Source organism: Deltaproteobacteria bacterium, from assembly GCA_016208165.1.
In the GTDB taxonomy this organism is placed as follows: domain Bacteria; phylum Desulfobacterota; class Desulfarculia; order JACQYL01; family JACQYL01; genus JACQYL01.
On the sequence record JACQYL010000122.1, the window covers coordinates 1 to 18,125 of the forward strand.

Genomic DNA, 18,125 nt, shown 5'->3' on the forward strand with positions numbered 1-18,125 from the left:
CATAATACATTATTAAGCACATTATGTCAATATATTAATGGTTTAATTATACACTACATATCCGACACGACAAAATCCAACTTTGATCCAGATTCCAATATGTTATGATAGATTTATCGGCCGCCAAGTGTCAAACTTCGGGTGCCTTTCTGGAAGCAAATCTCAATCCGGCGACTTCGATACCGGTTCAGATGCAAGGAGGCAGTCTGCCTGCTCGGTTTTGAGGGAGCGGTCCTGCGGGGGGCTTTCGGTAATGCTTTGAGAAGAATTTCCTGCCGCGGAGAGCGGTTCGCCTGCACCCATTGCAGGTCCAAATACGATTGCGTTTATTACTACGTATTTGAAACGCGGTATCCCCGTAACGGTTTCAACCCACCTAGGGCATACCCTTGCGTGCCCCATCCCTTTGTGATGCGCGCGCCCCGGGAAGAAAAAGGAACCTATGATGCGGGAGAGGCCATCGGAGGCGAGCTGGTCTTGATCGGCCGGGCCGGATATTATGTCCGACGAGTGACGGACGCCTTGGAGCTGATGGGCAAGCTCGGTCTCGGACAGGAGAGAGGTCGCTGCATTCTAGAAGAAGTCCGGCCCGTCGGACGATTCGAAATGGAACCGGCTGCGGTCCGGTCCGATGGATCCGGCCGCTGGAAGGGACTTCATGCGCTCAGGAGGGGAATGTCCGGAGAAGGGTCAGGGTCCGATGTCCGACTCAACTTTCTGACTCCGCTCCGACTCAAATACACGGGCAAGTTCGTGTCCAATGTTGAATTTCACCATATCGTCCGCAACCTGCTGCGCCGCGTCTCGGCCATGGCCCAATTCCATTGCTCTTTGGACGCCGGGAGTTTCAACTTCGGAAACTGCATCAGCCAGGCGAAGGGCGTCCGCGCCGTTCATCGAGACGTTCGGTGGAAAGACTGGCCTACGTGCTCTCGAAAGCACACCGAAAAAGTGTTCCTGGGAGGAATCACCGGAGCCGTCACATTCTCCGAAGTACCTCCCGAGTATCTGTCTCTTCTCGAAGTAGGCGAGGAACTTCATGTGGGCAAGGCGGCCAGCTTCGGATTAGGGCGCTACGAACTCGAAGTGAACCGAACCGCTTCGCCGGAGTATGGACAAACGTATCCGCGTTTCCGAGAAAGGCGCCCCGGTGCGGTGTCCATAAATGCGTTCTCCGTCGGGAGCACATTCGTCTGAGGCTTCGCTCTCATCTTCCCTTGAACCGCGCCGGTCTCCGCTCGAGAAACGCCAACGAGCCCTCGATGAAGTCTTCGGTCCGTCCCGCATCTTTCTGGAGTATGCGTTCGAGATCGAGCTGTTCCCCGTACGTATTTTCCAGACTCCGCCAATAGGCTTTGCGCAGAAGCCGATACGTCGCGGTGGGCCCTTCGGACAATCTCTTTGCCATTTTAAGGGCTTCGGGCATGAGCTGTTCGTCATCGTAGACGCGGTTGATGAGGCCCCATTGAAGGGCCGTCTCGGCCGGCAGTTTCTCCGCAAGCATGGACAGTTCCATGGCGCGCGCCCGGCCCACCAGGCGGGGAAGGAGATAGGTGGCGCCTCCGTCCGGAATCAGGCCGACGCGGCTGAAGGCCTGCAGGAAATAACAGGAGCGGGCTGCGAGGACAAGATCGCCCATGAGCGCCAGGCTCATGCCCACTCCCGCCGCGGGTCCGTTGACCGCCGTTATAATGGGCATCCCGAGATCTCTCAGCCGGAGAAATAACGGATTATACCATGTTTCAAGCGGTTCTCCGATATCACGCTCATTACCGGCCGTCATGTAATCCGTAAAGCCGGTTATGTCCGCTCCGGAGCAGAATCCGCGCCCGGCCCCGGTGAACAGCAGACAGCGAATCTCGTCCGCGCGGCTCTCGATCTGTTCCATCCCATCCGCAAGTTCCCGGAGCATCTCGAACGATACGGCATTCAGAGCTTCCGGCTTGTTGAGAGTCAGAATGGCGATGTTTCCGGCGAACTCGAGCTTAATGCAGACATATTTCATAGAAGATGCTCCAGACTCAGGGTGTTTGGACCGGTCGTTCGGAAAAGATATCATGGACCTTCAGTCCCGTGGACGGTTGCTATCAGCGAACGGCGTCCATCAAAAACCAAACGACACGATTCGCGAGGGGTCCGTCCGGGTAATGCCCCTTTTTTTGGCCATGGCCCTCATCTGTGAAGGCGTGTCCGCCGGGGGTGTGCGATGTTTCCCGCCGGGTTTGGGTATGAGCTCTCTGGCGCCTTCCGGGCAGGTGCTTACGCAGAGTCCACACCCGATACACCGAGCCGGTTCCGTCTCCGCCACGCCGTCGGCATTCATCCGTACCGCGCCCATGCCGCAGCGAGCCAGGCATGTCTCGCAGCCGGTGCACCGGTTCTGGTCCACCCTTACGACATGATTGGAGAAAACCAGGTCCGCCGGGTTGGGATGTTTGCTGGCGGCCCGGAGAAACCCGCAGCAGTCCACGCAGCAGTTGCACATGGTGAACGGCTTCATCGCCGCAGCCGGTTGAGTGATCAGGCCCGCATCATGGGCCTTCTCCAGGACATCCAGGGCCTCCTTCAAATCGATCTTTCGTCCGAGGCCGTTTTCTACATAGTATTCCCCCATGGGCCCGAACATGAAACAGACCTCCAGCGGCTTCCCACAATCCTTTCCAAAATAGGATTTCTGCTTTCTGCAAGCGCAATCCGTAAGGACGATGGTTTCTTCGTTTCGGAGTATTTCGCGGGCGTCCTCATAAGGGGCCACATGAGACATGGCGGCTATGGAACGGTGAACAGGAACGGTTCGCAGGAAAAGATCCGATCCTTCCGCCATGTTATGCTTCAACTTCTCATTGATATATCGTCCCGCAATTTTGACTATTTTTTTTACGTCCTTGTCCGAGCGGTCGATCTGGAATTCAAGCAGACCGTGGATGAACGGTATGGCGCTGTAGGCTGTTGAAGTCCCCTGCCGTGTGCGGAACAAGAGCCCTTTCCCGGCCATATCCTCGAGCCGATCCGCTACCTCTTCAATCGGCCGGCACAGCCTGCCCGCCACCGATTCGGGTGTCTCGAGTTCAGCCGTCAGTGCAGTGAACATGGCGGCCTCCTCTTCGGTGAACATCTCTTTCAGCAACTCGATTTCGATGCCGGATTCCGAGGCGGGAAAACCGATCGAGTACTGATCAAGCTGTTCCTGTAATCGTCGAAACACATTTTCTCCCATTTCCCACTCCTGTAAGAAAACAATGGGCTTGACCGGCCGTCCGGCTGTGGATTCAAGCAAAGTCAGTACTTTGGAAAGCCGCACGGAGCAAAGGTCTCCGGGTGCTTCCGAAAGGCCCTATCGCTAGACGGCCCTTTGGGAAGCTTCCCGCAAACGCGATTTTACAACCTTTCCCCCGGGGTTTCGTGGAAGTCCATCCACAAACTGTACGTATTTGGGGACCTTGTAATCCGCCAGTTCCCTTGAACAAAACTCTCGGATTTCTTTCTCCGTGGCAACTTCTTCGGGCTTCAGCACCAACGCGGCCTTCACTTGTTCGCCGTAAACCTTGTCAGGCACCCCAACAACAGCTGCTTCCAATACCTTCGGATGGGAGTAGAGGACATTTTCCACCGGCCCAGTTGTTGAAGCTATTGTTCCGCACATGCGCGTCTGTCCGGTTTCAAGCATGTCAATCCGGAAAAACCGTGGTTTACCTGTATAACACCGATGTTCGACAGCATGGCGCTGCCCGGATGAAAAGTCACCTTCTATCCTTCTCGACTCCTAAAGCGTCAAGAATAAATTCTATGAGTGATTCGGCGAATTGGCCGAAACTACGTTCTTTTCTGAAATTCCACCCCCTCAACGGCTTAGTCATTAGTAGATGTGTTATGAAATTTGCAGTCATTGTGCAGTCGTTGATTTTGAAAATGCCCTTCTCTTTTCCTTTGCGGATAAATGCCTCTAAGTACGTGACACTATTGTGTTCCAAGCTTAACACATCAATGAGGGATTCGTGCTCCAAATGCCGGCTTTCCGTATACATGGTAAGGAACTCACGTTCGTGGTCTTCTACGCATTCCAGCATGGATCGTACATAACCTTTGAGCTGCCCAACGGGATCTTCCTCATCAAAATATAGCAATGATCGGATATATTCTCCAATTAGCTCATAAATCCTCATGTAATATAAATATAAGATGTCGTCCTTCGAAGAGATATATTGATACAACTGAGAAAGTTCTATTTTGCATGCCTTGGAGATCTCCCTCATAGTCGTCCTGTGGAAGCCTTTTTCCGCAAAAAGCTTACTGGCCGCACCGACAATCTGCTCATGCCTTTTCTTCAGGAGTTCTTGGTTTTCAATCGCAGATACTATTTCTCTGGGGGCCAATACCAGTCTCCCTGCGCTACCGCCTCGATCGACCGATCATGCGGCATGTTCAGATCGTCCGAAGGAATGAGTGCTCTGCTTAGTTCATCGACCATAAAAAAGGAGTCTATTCCTTACCGGTTTTCCAGGGCAGCCTCGCCGGACGTTTGAACCGCCCGCGAGTAGACAACATACGTTGTTTGTCTGTTCCGATCAAGTAAAAAAGCGAAGGTGGAGAACCATGCTTTTTCCGGCATTGGAGAGAGGGAAATCGGTCGAATGTTCCGGCGGTTCGGACCAAATGTGTTCACAATTCAAACCCGTTTCGTAGCCCCTCCGCTGTCATAAACGCCCCGGGTACGACAAGGCGCCGCTCAAATCCGTTTTCGATCCTCGAACCTTTCCGCCCATGGTCAAAACATTTGACATCGGTACCAAAATATGGTCACGATGCAGGCGTGTAAACCGCCCTATATGCGGAGCCGTCTTTCATGTATTCACACTGATATCAACCAGTCATCCGGAGGTACCCCTAGATGAGCTACGAGACCCTGTTGTTCGAGAAAGACGAAAATATTGCCATAATTACGTTCAATCGCCCGGACGTGTTGAACGCCATCAATCAGCAAGTGGTCAGCGAACTGGACCAGGCTTTGGACGCGGTCGCAGCGGATCCTGAAATTAAGGCCCTCGTGCTCACCGGCGCCGGAGGCAAAGCCTTCGTAGCCGGCGCGGACATCAAGTCCATGGTTTCATTGACCCCCGTCGAGGCCAAGCGTTTCGCCGCCGCGGGCCAGGACGTCCTGTTCAAACTTCAATTCCTCCACACTCCTACGATAGCGGCCGTAAACGGCTTTGCCCTGGGTGGAGGCCTCGAGATCGCCATGAGCTGCGATTTCATCTATGCGTCGGACCGATCCAAATTCGGTCAGCCCGAGATCAATCTCGGAGTCATACCCGGTTGGGGGGGCACCCAGCGTCTGACGCGTCTTGTGGGAAAACCCATGGCCAAAGAGTTGTGCCTTACCGGCGCCGTCATCAAGGCGGATGAAGCCAAGGCCATCGGTCTCATCAACAAAGTCTTTCCCGCGGACGGCCTCATGACCGAAGTCATAAAGACGGCAAAACTGATGGCTTCCAAGGGCCGCGTGGCTCTCCGGGCGATCAAACATTCCATCGATCGTGGCTTTGACATGGACGTCAGAAACGCGATGGCGTACGAAGTGGAATCCTTTGCCACTTGTTTTTCGAGCGAGGACCAGAAGGAAGGCATGAGTGCCTTTCTTGAAAAGCGTCCCGCCGTGTTCAAAGGTACATTGTAACATACGGAGATCCCATGGATTTCGAACTCACTGAAGAACAGAAGATGGTTCAGGAGATGGCGCGTCGGTTCGCCGAGACCGAAATACGCCCGGTTGCCGCCGAGCTGGACCGGACCCATAAACACCCTGGAGAAATCTGCAGTAAATTGGGAGAGCTCAAGTTCATGGGTATTGCCGTTCCAGAGCAATACGGCGGCGGCGGCATGGACAATGTCAGCTATGTTGTGGCCCTCATCGAGATTTCGAAGGCCTGCGCATCGACGGGCGTGATCATGAGCGTGAACAATTCGCTCTACTGTTTTCCGGTTATGGCGTACGGCAGTCACGAGCAGAAGGAAAAATACCTGTATCCCGTGGCTTCCGGTGAGAAGATCGGTTGTTACGGCCTCACCGAGGCCAACGCGGGATCGGATCCGGCCAGCATGCGGACCAATGCCGAAGAGGTGTCCGACGGCTGGGTCATCAACGGGACAAAGCGGTTCATTACCAGCGGCAACGTGGCTTCCTACTGCGTGCTGGCCGCTGTTACGGACAAAGGCAAGGGATACCGGGGCATCAGCAGCTTTGTGGTAAACCTGAAGGAGATCAAAGGGTTTTCCGTGGGCAGGGTCGAGGAGAAAATGGGCATCAAAGCGTCCGGCACCGCGGAAATGATTTTTGACAATGCGTTCGTTCCCAAAGACGCTTTGCTCGGCTCAGCGGGAGGCGGCTTCAAACAGATGCTTACCACCCTTGACGGGGGGCGCGTGGGCATAGCCGCTCAGGCCATCGGCATCGGTCGAGCCGTTCTCGAGGAAGCCGTTGAATATGCCAAAACCCGCGAACAGTTCGGCAAGCCCATATCGAGCTTCCAGGCGATCCAATGGAAACTGGCGGACATGGTCACCCAGATCGATGCCGCGGAACTTCTGACCCTCAAAGCGGCCAATCTCGAGGACCAGCATAAGCCGTTCGAGAGGGCCGCGGCCATGGCAAAGATGTTCGCTTCGGATGCCGCAATGAACGCCGCCGTGGAAGGCGTTCAGATTTTAGGCGGATACGGATATTGTCAGGAATACGCGATGGAACGGCATATGCGGGACGCCAAGATCTGCCAGATCTATGAAGGCACCAACGAAATCATGAGGCTGGTCATCGCCAACACCCTGCTTAAAAGCAAATAGACCGGCGTTGCGCTGTCCGCTTCCGGGTCTTCCGGAAGGGGACAGGGCCTGCACGATTGGTTCGAGGGGTCCCTCTAGTCGGGACCCCAATCGTTAACAGGCCGTTGAAAAACGCGATCTGCGGCGTTGCGCTTCATCCCTCGTCACTGCGACGTACTCTATGTACGTCTCATTCCTCGGGATTTGCGCGCCTTGCATCTCATCGTTTTTCAACGGCCTGTGAGAACCCGGCTTTTTCAACCGGCTGTTTGGGGACTCGTGAGCCGGATTGTTTGCCAAAACGTTCGCCGCGGACATTCAACAGTAAAGGGACTACAACCGTTTTGGCGCGTTACAGAATTATAGTTGCAGAGTGCAGTGAACAGGGCGACCAAGGTCACCAAGTGGCCGGCGCGCTCCGGGATTCCGGGATCGAAGTCATTTACATGGGCGCAACCTCGGACGTCGTCGCCCTGTGCTGCGCGGCCATCCAGGAGGACGCGGACGCGGTGGTCCTGGTCCTTTCGGACGTGTCGGACGAGCGCGCCCAGGCGCTTTCGGGTTTAAAGACCTTTCAGAGCTGTGGGAATGTCCCGGATATCCCCCTGCTGGGCGTGGGTTCGTTCAAGCAGTCGGGTCCGCCCGCCGGCCTGCGCGCCGTTTTTCCGCCGGACCGGGTCCCGGACGCCCTGATTGAATGGATCAAGAAGGAAGCAAGATCGGAGAGGTAGATGAACGATCTGGTACGCCGTCTGCTCGACGGCGACGTAAGGGCCGCGGCCCGAATCATTAGAGCTATTGACGACCGCCAACCCGAGGCCCGGGATCTGCTCAAGGCCCTTTATCCGAGCACCGGCAGGGCCTATGTAATCGGTGTCACAGGCGCTCCGGGCGTGGGAAAGAGCACGCTCGTGGACCGCATGGTGGATCAGTTGCGAAAGCTAGGTAAAACGGTGGGCGTGTTGGCCGTGGATCCCACCAGCCCGTTTACCGGAGGGGCCATCCTTGGCGACCGGATCCGCATGCAGCGTCACTGCACGGACGAAGGTGTGTTCATTCGGAGCATGGCTACACGCGGTCATTTCGGAGGGTTGAGCCAATCCACACGAAGCGCGATCGATGTGTTGGACGCCATGGGTAAGGACGTCGTGCTGGTGGAAACCGTGGGAGTCGGCCAGGACGAAATCGAAGTGGTGGCCACCGCTCATACCACCATCATTACCGTAGTTCCGGGCATGGGGGACGACATCCAGGCCATCAAGGCGGGCATTCTCGAGGTGGGCGACCTGTTCGTGATCAACAAATGCGAGCGCCAGGGCGCGGACCGCACCTTGCAGGAACTGAACATGATGCTCGAGATGGAGGGCCGCCACCTTAGAGATGAAGGATGGAGGCCTCCCGTCATCAAGACCGAGGCCGTGACCAATACGGGAATAGACCGGCTCATGACCGAGATCGAAAACCACAGACGCTACCTGTATGACAACGACCGGAAAAAGCTGAACCGGCGCCTTCGTTCGAAATTCCGGACGGAACTCCTGGACCAGGTGAAGCTGGCCATCCTCGAACGGCTTCTTGGAGACATCGAGAAATCGGGCGAACTGGACCGGATGGTGGACGAACTGGTCGCACGCACATCGGATCCCTACACGGTATGCGACAGGCTCGTTCAGCAGCTCATGGATCGATAGGCTTGAGCGGAAAACGGCCTCTCGAAACGATACCGGCAATGAGGAGAACCCTTCCATGGCTAAAAAGAAATACCGACCACTGGGCGCTCGATTGAAACGGCTCCGGGAAGAAAAAGGATTGTCCCTCGAAACCTTGGCCAACGAGACGGGACTCGCCGCCGGCTTCCTGCTTGAAATTGAAAACGAGCAACGGATTCCTCCTGTGGCCGCACTGCTCAGGATATCCCGGGCGTTGGGCGTGGAAAGCGGCTATCTGCTCAGAGATGAGGAAGAGGAGGCCGCCGCCGAGATCAAGCGCAGAGAAGAGGTCCGAAAACGAACGGAAGACTACTCCTACAGCATGCTGACCTTGGATTCGGCGGACAAGCACCTCAAAGCCTTTCGCGTGATGATCGACGCCGGATCCCATCACAAAGGCGTTTCGTACCAGCACGAGGGGGAGGAGTTCATTTACGTGCTCAAAGGGGAAGTGGAAGTTTCCGTGGGCGAAAACCTGAACCACATGAGCGAAGGCGCAAGCCTGCATTTCAATTCGTCCGTTGTCCATAAGTTGCGAAATCCCGGAGACAAGGAATGCGAACTTCTAGTCGTTCTGTATACACCGTGAACCGATCCCTGTCCCGAAAGCCCGAACACAGCACGGAGGAGTTATGGCTTTGACGCTCACGGAAGAACAGCGGATGATCCAGTTACGGCGGCGCGGGAGTGGACACGGTGAGCTACGCCCTGGCCCTCACCGAGATCGCCTATGCGTGCGCATCCACGGCCGTCATCATGAGCGTCCACAATTCCATCGTGTGCGAAGCCACCCTTCGATACGGTTCCGACGAAATCAAGCAGAACTATCTCACCAGGCTCACCTCCGGAGACATCATAGGGTCTTTTGCCCTGACCGAGGCGGGGGCCGGCTCGGATCCATCCAGCCAGAAAACGTCCGCCACCAGGGACGGCGACGACTGGATTCTCAACGGATCCAAGCAGTTCATCACCACGGGCCTCAACTCCGGGATCACCATTGTCACGGTCGTAACGGACAAAAGCCGGAAACATAGAGGCATCAGCGCACTGATCGTGGACAAGGGCGCTCCGGGCTTTCGGGTAGGGAAGATCGAGGAAAAAATGGGCTTGCGGGCGTCGGATACCGCGGAGCTGATCTTCGAGGACTGCCGGGTTCCCGGAAAAAACCTGCTGGGCCGGGAAGGAGAGGGCTTCATCATTGCCATGACCACACTGGACTGCGGCCGCATCGGTATCGCCTGCCAATCCGTCGGAGTGGCGCAGGCCGCCCTGGACGCGTCGGTCCAGTACGCCAAGGAGCGGGAGCAGTTTGGACACCCCATCGCCGAATTCCAGGGACTGCGCTGGATGATGGCGGACATGGCCGTCGAGATCGAAGCGGCGCGGCTCATGGCCCTAAACGCCGCCTCTCTGAAAGATCAGGGCGTCCGGTTCTCGATCGAAGCCTCCATGGCCAAACTGTTCGCTTCGGAAATGGTCAACCGCGTAGTGTACAAAGCGGTTCAGGTGCATGGCGGCTACGGCTACATCCAGGACTTCCCGGTGGAACGATTCTACCGTGACGCGAGGGTGTTCACCATATACGAAGGCACCTCCGAAATTCAGCGCGTGGTCATCGCCAACCATCTGTTCCGATAAGCGTTTGCGGGGGAGGGGCGGCCCAAATCAATGCGCAGTTCCGGCCCCTATCGATTCCTTTGTCTTCTTTTGCGTTGGACGTAGCGTCCCGGCCGGGGAGGTTACTGGCACGGTTATGACTTAAGGGGTAGCGCCTTATGGTTGCTTCATGTGATCGGGGACGGTTTTTATCGCAGATTCCCGATCCACTCTTCCACGCGGGCTTTGATCTGATCCCTTACCCTACGGATTTTTTCCAATTTTTCCTCGTCCGTACCTTCGAATTTGGAGGGATCGTCGAACCCGCTGAAGATTCTCCTCTGGATTCCCGGAAACGTGGGACACTTGTCTTCCACTTCGTTTTCGCACACGGTAATGACGTAACTGTAGGTCCGGCCTTCTTTGAAGAACCGGAATGCGCTCTTACTTTGGCTACGGCTGATGTCGATGCCTACTTCCTTCATGGCCTGGATGACCAACGGCTGAATGGGTTTAGGCTCCAGCCCGGCGCTTTCCGCGTGAAAGCGGTCTCCGGCCAGAGCGTTCATAAAGGCTTCCGCCATCTGGCTTCGGCCTGAATTATGCGTGCAGATGAAGAGCACTCGTATCTTGTCCATGAGCATTTCCCTCGAAACGGGGTGCTGAAGTCGCGTGCAGCTGGAAGTAATTCCATCCCATAACGCACGGAGTTTGACGTAGGGGCGATTCGAGAATCGCCCGTGTGGAAATTCCATCCCATAACGCACGGAGTTTGAATTGAGGTTGTGGCGGAAGCTTGACCGTTCCGTTAAGATTTAGTGAAGATTGAGAGGGAAGGTGGCAAGCATTCAAGCCCGCGCTCATGAATGGCATCGCAACGAACCCGAAGCGTCCGGAGACCGGAAGGTACTATGAAAGCTCATCCCCGACCTGTTTTCTCATCCTGTCCACGACCCGGTGGACATCGGGCAGGCATCAGCGTGCCCGGGGATTTTTTTCCTTGCATTGGCACATGCCCTGTTTTTTGCTCGATGCGATGCGCTCGGCGATCGTAGATCGGGCGTGCCGCCGGAAGTCTTCCTCGATGTCCGAACGTGTGTACCCGAAACAGTAACAGACCACATCCCCGTGTCCGGGCTCAAGTATGCGCTGCGGATGCTCGGAATCCGCGGTTGGTTCGGCCTTGTAACCCGATTCAGCCATATGGCTGCACATCCGCTGCAAACTGATTTCATCCGGATGATACAGGACTTCGGCCCGGCGGCCCGGAAACCGGACCACCACTTCCTCCACTCCGGGGAGCTCTTCCAGAGCCCGTGTGACCTTGGGCACTCAACCCATTCAGGTCATGCCTTGAACCTCGAGCACCACCCTCTGGAGTGCATCGTCCTTTGCGATCACAATGGCTCCTTTCCCAAGCGCGGCCGTCAGAGGAACAGCCTGGATACCGATCTTGTCTTGGATGAGACGATACTAACATATGTATTCTAACTCCTCTTCCTGCAGCAAACAATTGGTTTCGATCGATCTCGATCCGGCGCCTTGGACAAAGCCGGAGTCGATGATGGGATTGCGTGGTACGGCGGCAACAGTTGCAAGAGCTATTCGGGCGGGTACGACTGCTTGGATTGGGATGAGAAACAGGTGGCGTGCCCGAGCTGCGGCACTCATGCGGTCAAAGGAAAAGCGCCCAATGCGTGGGGTTTATACGACATGATCGGCAACGTATGGGAATGGTGTCAGGACCGTTACGGAGAGTACCCGCGGGGGGCGGTCGAGGACCCCGTGGGACCCTTGTCCGGCACGGACGCGGTCCTGCGCGCGGCGCCTTCGATCACCGCTCCCGCTTTTCCCGCTCGGCCGGCCGGGGCTTCGACCTGCCCGAAACCCGCTTTAATGCCGTGGGATTCCGTCTGGCGAGATCCGTCCAATAGGATGGCTCGTTATTTGACGCCATGGAAAAGCGGATTGGGCCGTCTTGCTTCCCTCACCGGCATCTACACACTGGGTGCAGGAGATGCTCGGCCGTGCTCGAGCAGGATGGCCTGAGGAACGAAACTCGTTTTGCGATTCCGGTGAGCGAGGGTCCACAGGGATCCTGTTGATTGGTGAAGGAGCCTTAGGGCCGGGACAGGCTTTGAGGGATGTCCTTCAAAGAGAGTGCCGGAGCGGTTGACACCTTGGAGGCTTCCGTTCATCCGGCCATCTCAAGGTGTTGTTCCGGGGTCATCGTATTAACATTTTGTGGTATAACCAAAATTATGTTGACACAGTTATTTGAACCTTATAGTATCCAACCGGAATCTGGTCATACCTTTACCGGAAACACTCAAAGAACGGACGGGGCCGACGTTAAAGATGACCGGCATTGAAATATCCGCAAGAGAGATCCGGAGGCGCTCGTTTTCTTTCCGATGCGTCCTTTGAGAATTCCCGCGAATGCACACCGTCCTGCTATCCCCTTTCAGTCCTGACGGGCAAGTTCGAAACAACCCGGCAAAGCTTCAAAACGGCCGTTCAAGCCGTTTCGCAGGTATATCGAAATCGCTAGCCAACGCATCAGCCTTAAAGGAGAAACCATGGGAAGAGTAAGACGGAAAATAACCCGAATGTTCTTCGTGGTTTTGTGTATCACCGGAGTCGCGGCCCTGGCCCAAGGGGCGGACTACAAAGGGATCTGGCAGGACGACAGCCCCACTCCTTCACACAATTTCTACATCCAACACTACGAGCAGGGCCAGTCCACCGTGGTCGTCTATACGCGTGACGCGAACACGTACTACTCCTTTCTGTCCAATATTTCCAACAGCGTTTTTGACGCCCCTTCCCTGGATCCCGGCAACGCCTTGAGTCTTCACGTTACCTTCACGTCGCAGACAATAGGCGCGGCCTCGATCACCGATCATACGGCAGTCCCCCCAAGTACTACCAACATCAATATCAAGAGGGCCTTTGAAGCCAGAGTGACGGACCGCTCAGGCATCTGGAAGGACGCCGGCAACACGTTCAGCATGTATGTGCAGGATTATGTGACAAACTCGACGATTATTGTGTACACGTTCGACGCCAAGGCGTTTGAGGCCTTTCAGTCCACGATTTCCGGGAACACGTTTTCCTCCGTCAATCTGGGCGACGGCGCCGAGCAGATGTCGACCGAATTCGCGAGCTCGACTACGGGGACCGTCAATGTGTCCCCTGTGTCGGCGGGTGCGCTGGGTCCCCAGGCGAACTCGTTCAGCTTCAACGTGATGAAGGCGTTCTTTCCTACGCCTCCGTCCACCTATGTCGGAAGCGCGACGTGCAGCCAGTGTCATTCCGCAAAGCACGCCTCCTTCCTGCATACCGGTCATCCTTACAAAATCAGTAAGGTCGCCGACGCGACGCAACCCACGTTTCCTTTCACCGACATCACAGGCGTCTTGGAAGGCATATCGGACGATCTGGACGGTACGCCCGCCACGGACAACTCACTGGGAAAACCGGAGAGTTACGCGGACGTCAGTTATGTCATCGGTGGATTCGGATGGAAGGTTCGGTTCCTCGACGCGGACGGGTACAGGGTCACCGGAGATGCGGTGCAATACAACTTCGGGGATGCAAGTTACTCCTCGTATGAAAACGGTTCCGTGGACTTGACGTTCAATTGTGGTAACTGCCACACCACCGGATGGCGACATTACGACCAGGTGAGCAACCCAAACCGCCAGGACGGTCTCCCAGGCATGGACGGCGCCTTCGAATTCACCGGTATTCAGTGTGAATCCTGTCACGGCGCCGGATCGAAGCATGTCACGACCAACGGGGACAAGAGTCAGATCACCAGGGTCGCGCAACCTCGAACCACCGACGACTTTGCGGTTGACATGGGCTACGGCAAACCCGTCGCCTGCAGCGAATGCCACACGCGGGACGGGGAAAAGGATTATCCTGCGTATAAGAGCCCCTACGAGAATGCCGCGGGCTTAACCGATTCTCCAGGCGGACGGATACAGGCCGGGGGAGGCCTGATCAGCCATCACGAGCAGTATGACGAGCTGGTCGGAATCAACCCGAACAACGCCGCAGCCGGTTCCACGCGCGGTCCCGGATTTAAATCGGCCAAACTGACGTGTATCGGTTGTCATGAACCGCATGCCACCACTCTTTACCAGGAGACCAGCGGAGACGATCCCGGCGTCGCCTTGGATTGTACGGCTTGTCACTCGGATAAGACCATCACAAGCGGAGGCATGACCGCCCTTGAATGCGTGGATTGCCATATGCCGTACCTGGTCAAAAGCGCGATCGAGACGTTCCAGAACGGGACGGATGCTCCTGACCTCGGGGACATCCGAACACACATTCTAAAAATCGATCTCACGACCACGGACCAGTTCACGCCGGACGGCGCGTTCGCCTATCCCTGGATCACCGGCGAATTCGCCTGCAAGCGATGTCACAGTGACGACGGTCCCAATTTCCCAATCAGTTTTCCATCTGAAATCGCCATCCACAACTAAGACCACTTGAAAATGGGGGGAGCGAAAATCTCCTCCCATTTCTTTCATAATCGTTTTGCTATTGGTGACAATTTGAAGCTGCTATTTATGACCCTCTTCAGCAGGATGTGTGACTTTTGGGGCAGGATGGGTGGGCACAAGATGTTGAGCATGGTCTGCGTTGACGTGTTTGGGCGCAGCGACTCATTGAATATCGACCAGCAACGGCTTTCTGAGTGCATCCAGTGTAGGGAGAACATGCCAGTACGGTGGATTCTCTTCCTCATAGCTCGGAGCAGATTCTGAAGAAATGTCAATCAGCTGAATCGCGGATGGGCGTCTCAAAGGTTCAACCATCAGCTTGCCAATCTTTATCCAGCCGTCTATTCCAAGATTGCCGATCATTGCCCTGCGAATAGTTGTTGTTAAGATGTCGGCCAATTGAACACCGAAACTCTCATGGGACTGTTCAAACGAAAGATTCTTTCTGTATATGTCATTAATCCTAACATACTTAAAAGTTCCCGAACTACGAACTGCTTCATTCAAATGAGCAGGAGGTTGGGAGGATTCAGAGCAGTACTTCGAGAAGAAACTGTAATCTGCCCCAATTACTTGAATGAAAGTTTCTCTTAGAGATTTGGACTGCAGAGCTGGCATAATAATCTTCGTCCACAAGTTCTCATACGGCGTTATCTCATGGTGCTTGGCATCAACGAGCCAGTGAAAATCGGACAGAGACTGAGGGGAACGCTGTGCATAATAAATCGTTGCCGTTTGAACCACATTGTAAAGCAACTCTAGGCTACAAACGGACTGTACATATAGTTGGTTTGACAACTCTTCAAATTCTTTCTTGAGTTCGTGTAGCTCTTTCACCAGATTTGGGTGGAGCTCGTCTGTCACCCGTCTCACAATTTCTTTCGCTTGATTCATTCTATGTCGTGTGATCGCGGAATCTGTCTGTGTCGCCATATCGATGGCGGTAACATTAAGAATGACCGAAAATTCACTCAGCATATCAATCACTTCACGAACTTGGAATTCATTCAAGTGACGTCCTTTGTATTCAACGCTCGAGTCGCCACCCCATCCCTCTTTTATTGTCTCAAATTTTCCGAATATTTCATCCTCGTCCTGCTCGAGGATTGTAAGTGCTCCCACACAAGAGACCGCCCAGTCTTTGTTGGAAGGGACTACAAAAACTCCTGCCTCATCAACATATGTGAGCATAAAAGCTCCGTGAGCGCCGTGAAAGGCATATATGGGAACGTTGTTTCATTGTTGACTTATTTCGGTCTGAAGCAGTTCCCGAACGGCTCGTTCGGCTGCGATCAACTCGTCATCCTCCTCCGCCCTCTTCACTGGGCGGCAGATAGCCGAGCGGCCTGCATTCAGTCGTCGCGCCAATTCTCGTCCAGGGATCGATGTATCCGGAATAGCTATAACACCAGGGCACGAGCAGGTGCGACCTTCGGATGCCTTGTGGAACCGACCAGCTCCCCTCCCGGTCCTTATCATCTTCGAAAATCGCTCGCCCTTGGATTTCTCGGGTAGCGATGTGATGCAGCGCCGAGCGCAATAATGCGATTTTGACCTGCCCAGCGTCTCTGATGCCGGTTTGTCCGTTTGTCGCTTGTTTGTCAACAATGAAGCAACGGCTCCATTTTACCTCGTATCAACTTCTCATAGTCTCTGCCAGGCAGCGTATTATTTCTTTACCGTCTTCGTAAGACTGGACGGCCTCTGAGTAGGTAGCGGTCGTTCTGAGTCTGCCCTCATGTGCAAAGTCGTTACGCCAAGTAATCAGATTCCCATAAGAACTCTTTATATCACGTTTGTTTTTCCGCAAGTAGTCTTCAGAAATTCTCTCTAACTTCTTTTCGAACCGCTTTTTATAACGTTCTCCAAATCTCTTAATATAGTCATCTTTGATCGTTGGAAGTCGTATTTTTCCATTTATACGATCAAAATAGGATTCAGTAAAAGTACCGAACACCCTATGTTTTTTGGTTCCGAACTCAATAAATACACTCTTAATTGCCAGTTCGTATACAGTAACTGCTGCCACTGCAACGAAACCCACATACTTGGCTTGTAACAATGGATCTGTTAGCGTAGGAATAACAGCATTTAGATGATTAACTATATCATCTGCATGTTTAAAGTGTTTAACGTATGACATTTAGTTATCCAGAAGGTATTTTCTAACAACTCTTATTCTGTCCTCAACGGTTTTTGTGTCTGTCGTGTTATAGCCAGTAACATCATTGAATAATTCATCTTCTTTTAACTCAGCATATCGGTCTTTCAATGTTTGTGAGTCGATTTTGTCATGATTTTCAATCAAAACACTTAATACAGCGTCAAGAGCAGATACATTTAATGGGCCTCTTAAATGAAATGGTTTTGAACCAAGCACATCTGCTACGATCTTAGTCATCTTGGGAAAAACGTCGAAAAATGCCACTACTTTTTTTGATCTTCCATTACGATGTTTTCTCATTGTAAAGTTTAAGAATTCCTTCATCGGTTTGTCATAATCCTTGGCTGTACCCACCAAAGAAAACACTCTCAGCAAAAGTTCTACATCCTTTTGATGTTTGTCCAAATATGACTTCCCTATGATTGTGCGCCAGTTCGAGTTTTTGTTGGCTTCCTTTAGTAATTGATTGAATTCTCCCCGGAACACCACGTTTCGAATCTCTTGAGGTCGGAGGGGGGTTCCACCCGTATTTAGCCTTTCAAAAATATAATACGCACTTGTGCCCTCACCTGCAGGGCTCAACTGGCGAATGTTCACGGCCCGCAAAACGGCTTGCCTTAGCTTCCTTTGATCTGATTCTTCTAAATCCTCGTACCTTTTGTTATGATATGGACTTTTCTCTCCAAGTCCAGTCAGTCGAAAGACAAGGCGCCTTCCTTGCGTGCTTTCTTTACCGAAATAACCTTCAAAGAAGAATACAACACTCAATATGCGCTGTTGTCCATCAATGACCAAATTTCTGTTTTCATCGTCTATGTAAAAGAAAACGGGTGGTACGGGCAGGCCAGTTAAAAAAGAATCTATCAACAGTGATGATTGACGAATGGACCAAACAAACTCTCGTTGAAAGTCCGGTATTGTGATATCCTTGTCTAACCACATTGTCGCAATACCTGAAAGAGTAAAGTCAGATGGATATGTGGCAATATCATAAGTTATTGATATATCATCTTCTTCCGCTTCTTCCTCTATGTCGATGTCTTCCTCTAAAAATTCATGTCCCATTAATGAATCCTTTTTATTTTTGGAATCGTTATATCTTTATTAATGAAACCAGTCATGTTCACTTTAGAAGCGGCAAGGAAGCACATTTGAGAATTGCACAGCATATCGCCAGACGTTCTTGTTGTGGAAATAATGGGGACGTCCATGCTTTTATACCTTTATTTTCCAATCAAACTAAATCGATATCCTTTTTCAATTTGTTCAGCCCGTCTCGACAAGCGACTCGCCGGCGGTTGAGTGATCTTGAGCCTCCCG

17 protein-coding genes and 1 pseudogene are annotated in these 18,125 nt (G+C 53.5%); 9 read left to right on the plus strand and 9 right to left on the minus strand.

Annotated elements, in window-relative coordinates; translation table 11 throughout:
* The first annotated feature begins 393 nt into the window (after window positions 1-393).
* Window positions 394-1,197: a CRISPR system precrRNA processing endoribonuclease RAMP protein Cas6 gene (cas6, locus tag HY788_21910; GenBank protein ID MBI4776800.1), complete on the plus strand. Its 804-nt coding sequence runs from the start codon at window positions 394-396 to the stop codon at window positions 1,195-1,197.
* A 10-nt stretch (window positions 1,198-1,207) separates the two neighbouring features.
* Here cas6 and HY788_21915 read toward each other — a convergent pair whose 3' ends face one another.
* From HY788_21915 to HY788_21930, 4 genes are all read right to left on the minus strand, one after another.
* Window positions 1,208-2,005 (minus strand): enoyl-CoA hydratase/isomerase, encoded by a 798-nt coding sequence (locus HY788_21915; protein ID MBI4776801.1) that lies wholly within the window; start codon window positions 2,003-2,005, stop codon window positions 1,208-1,210.
* 99 nt (window positions 2,006-2,104) lie between these two features.
* Entirely contained in the window at window positions 2,105-3,217 is a 1,113-nt protein-coding gene (locus HY788_21920) for a 4Fe-4S binding protein (protein ID MBI4776802.1), read from the minus strand.
* 123 nt (window positions 3,218-3,340) lie between these two features.
* On the minus strand, window positions 3,341-3,667 hold the full coding sequence (locus tag HY788_21925; GenBank protein MBI4776803.1) for a hypothetical protein: 327 nt from the start codon (window positions 3,665-3,667) through the stop codon (window positions 3,341-3,343).
* A 73-nt stretch (window positions 3,668-3,740) separates the two neighbouring features.
* A complete protein-coding gene (locus HY788_21930) occupies window positions 3,741-4,373 on the minus strand; it encodes a TetR/AcrR family transcriptional regulator (GenBank protein ID MBI4776804.1) in 633 nt (210 codons plus the stop codon).
* Window positions 4,374-4,888: 515 nt separating this feature from the next.
* Here HY788_21930 and HY788_21935 point away from each other — a divergent pair.
* The 6 genes and pseudogenes from HY788_21935 to HY788_21960 all read left to right on the plus strand — a co-directional run bounded on the left by HY788_21935 (window position 4,889) and on the right by HY788_21960 (window position 10,163).
* Window positions 4,889-5,674, plus strand: a complete 786-nt coding sequence (locus HY788_21935) for an enoyl-CoA hydratase/isomerase family protein (protein ID MBI4776805.1) — start codon at window positions 4,889-4,891, stop codon at window positions 5,672-5,674.
* Window positions 5,675-5,688: 14 nt separating this feature from the next.
* Window positions 5,689-6,837 carry an acyl-CoA dehydrogenase family protein gene (locus HY788_21940; GenBank protein MBI4776806.1) on the plus strand — a complete coding sequence of 383 codons (1,149 nt, stop codon included), beginning with the start codon at window positions 5,689-5,691 and terminating at the stop codon, window positions 6,835-6,837.
* A 323-nt stretch (window positions 6,838-7,160) separates the two neighbouring features.
* Window positions 7,161-7,547: a hypothetical protein gene (locus tag HY788_21945; protein MBI4776807.1), complete on the plus strand. Its 387-nt coding sequence runs from the start codon at window positions 7,161-7,163 to the stop codon at window positions 7,545-7,547.
* Entirely contained in the window at window positions 7,548-8,507 is a 960-nt protein-coding gene (gene meaB / locus HY788_21950; protein ID MBI4776808.1) for a methylmalonyl Co-A mutase-associated GTPase MeaB, read from the plus strand.
* Between the two features lie 55 nt (window positions 8,508-8,562).
* Entirely contained in the window at window positions 8,563-9,114 is a 552-nt protein-coding gene (locus HY788_21955) for a helix-turn-helix transcriptional regulator (GenBank protein ID MBI4776809.1), read from the plus strand.
* Window positions 9,115-9,197: 83 nt separating this feature from the next.
* A pseudogene (locus HY788_21960) lies at window positions 9,198-10,163 on the plus strand (acyl-CoA dehydrogenase family protein).
* Between the two features lie 167 nt (window positions 10,164-10,330).
* On the opposite strand, the gene HY788_21965 reads toward HY788_21960, so the two are convergent.
* Window positions 10,331-10,759, minus strand: coding sequence for an arsenate reductase ArsC (locus HY788_21965; GenBank protein ID MBI4776810.1), 429 nt, complete (start codon window positions 10,757-10,759; stop codon window positions 10,331-10,333).
* 337 nt (window positions 10,760-11,096) lie between these two features.
* Entirely contained in the window at window positions 11,097-11,453 is a 357-nt protein-coding gene (locus HY788_21970; GenBank protein ID MBI4776811.1) for a hypothetical protein, read from the minus strand.
* Window positions 11,454-11,621: 168 nt separating this feature from the next.
* On the opposite strand from HY788_21970, the gene HY788_21975 reads away from it, so the two are divergent.
* Entirely contained in the window at window positions 11,622-12,170 is a 549-nt protein-coding gene (locus HY788_21975) for an SUMF1/EgtB/PvdO family nonheme iron enzyme (GenBank protein ID MBI4776812.1), read from the plus strand.
* A 530-nt stretch (window positions 12,171-12,700) separates the two neighbouring features.
* Window positions 12,701-14,620 (plus strand): hypothetical protein, encoded by a 1,920-nt coding sequence (locus tag HY788_21980; protein ID MBI4776813.1) that lies wholly within the window; start codon window positions 12,701-12,703, stop codon window positions 14,618-14,620.
* A 183-nt stretch (window positions 14,621-14,803) separates the two neighbouring features.
* On the opposite strand, the gene HY788_21985 is transcribed toward HY788_21980, so the two are convergent.
* The 3 genes from HY788_21985 to HY788_21995 all read right to left on the minus strand — a co-directional run bounded on the left by HY788_21985 (window position 14,804) and on the right by HY788_21995 (window position 17,870).
* Window positions 14,804-15,832: a DUF3800 domain-containing protein gene (locus HY788_21985; GenBank protein MBI4776814.1), complete on the minus strand. Its 1,029-nt coding sequence runs from the start codon at window positions 15,830-15,832 to the stop codon at window positions 14,804-14,806.
* Between the two features lie 445 nt (window positions 15,833-16,277).
* Window positions 16,278-16,784 carry a hypothetical protein gene (locus tag HY788_21990; protein MBI4776815.1) on the minus strand — a complete coding sequence of 169 codons (507 nt, stop codon included), beginning with the start codon at window positions 16,782-16,784 and terminating at the stop codon, window positions 16,278-16,280.
* A complete protein-coding gene (locus HY788_21995) occupies window positions 16,785-17,870 on the minus strand; it encodes a DUF262 domain-containing protein (protein MBI4776816.1) in 1,086 nt (361 codons plus the stop codon). It lies immediately after the preceding gene.
* Window positions 17,871-18,125 lie beyond the last annotated feature (255 nt).

Coding starts and splice junctions, on each gene's coding strand:
- HY788_21915 (MBI4776801.1), bottom strand. CDS start 2,005: ATGAAATATGTCTGCATTAAGCTCGAGTTCGCCGGAAACATCGCCATT.
- HY788_21920 (MBI4776802.1), bottom strand. CDS start 3,217: ATGGGAGAAAATGTGTTTCGACGATTACAGGAACAGCTTGATCAGTAC.
- HY788_21925 (MBI4776803.1), bottom strand. CDS start 3,667: ATGCTTGAAACCGGACAGACGCGCATGTGCGGAACAATAGCTTCAACA.
- HY788_21935 (MBI4776805.1), top strand. CDS start 4,889: ATGAGCTACGAGACCCTGTTGTTCGAGAAAGACGAAAATATTGCCATA.
- HY788_21940 (MBI4776806.1), top strand. CDS start 5,689: ATGGATTTCGAACTCACTGAAGAACAGAAGATGGTTCAGGAGATGGCG.
- meaB (MBI4776808.1), top strand. CDS start 7,548: ATGAACGATCTGGTACGCCGTCTGCTCGACGGCGACGTAAGGGCCGCG.
- HY788_21955 (MBI4776809.1), top strand. CDS start 8,563: ATGGCTAAAAAGAAATACCGACCACTGGGCGCTCGATTGAAACGGCTC.
- HY788_21965 (MBI4776810.1), bottom strand. CDS start 10,759: ATGGACAAGATACGAGTGCTCTTCATCTGCACGCATAATTCAGGCCGA.
- HY788_21980 (MBI4776813.1), top strand. CDS start 12,701: ATGGGAAGAGTAAGACGGAAAATAACCCGAATGTTCTTCGTGGTTTTG.
- HY788_21985 (MBI4776814.1), bottom strand. CDS start 15,832: ATGCTCACATATGTTGATGAGGCAGGAGTTTTTGTAGTCCCTTCCAAC.
- HY788_21990 (MBI4776815.1), bottom strand. CDS start 16,784: ATGTCATACGTTAAACACTTTAAACATGCAGATGATATAGTTAATCAT.
- HY788_21995 (MBI4776816.1), bottom strand. CDS start 17,870: ATGGGACATGAATTTTTAGAGGAAGACATCGACATAGAGGAAGAAGCG.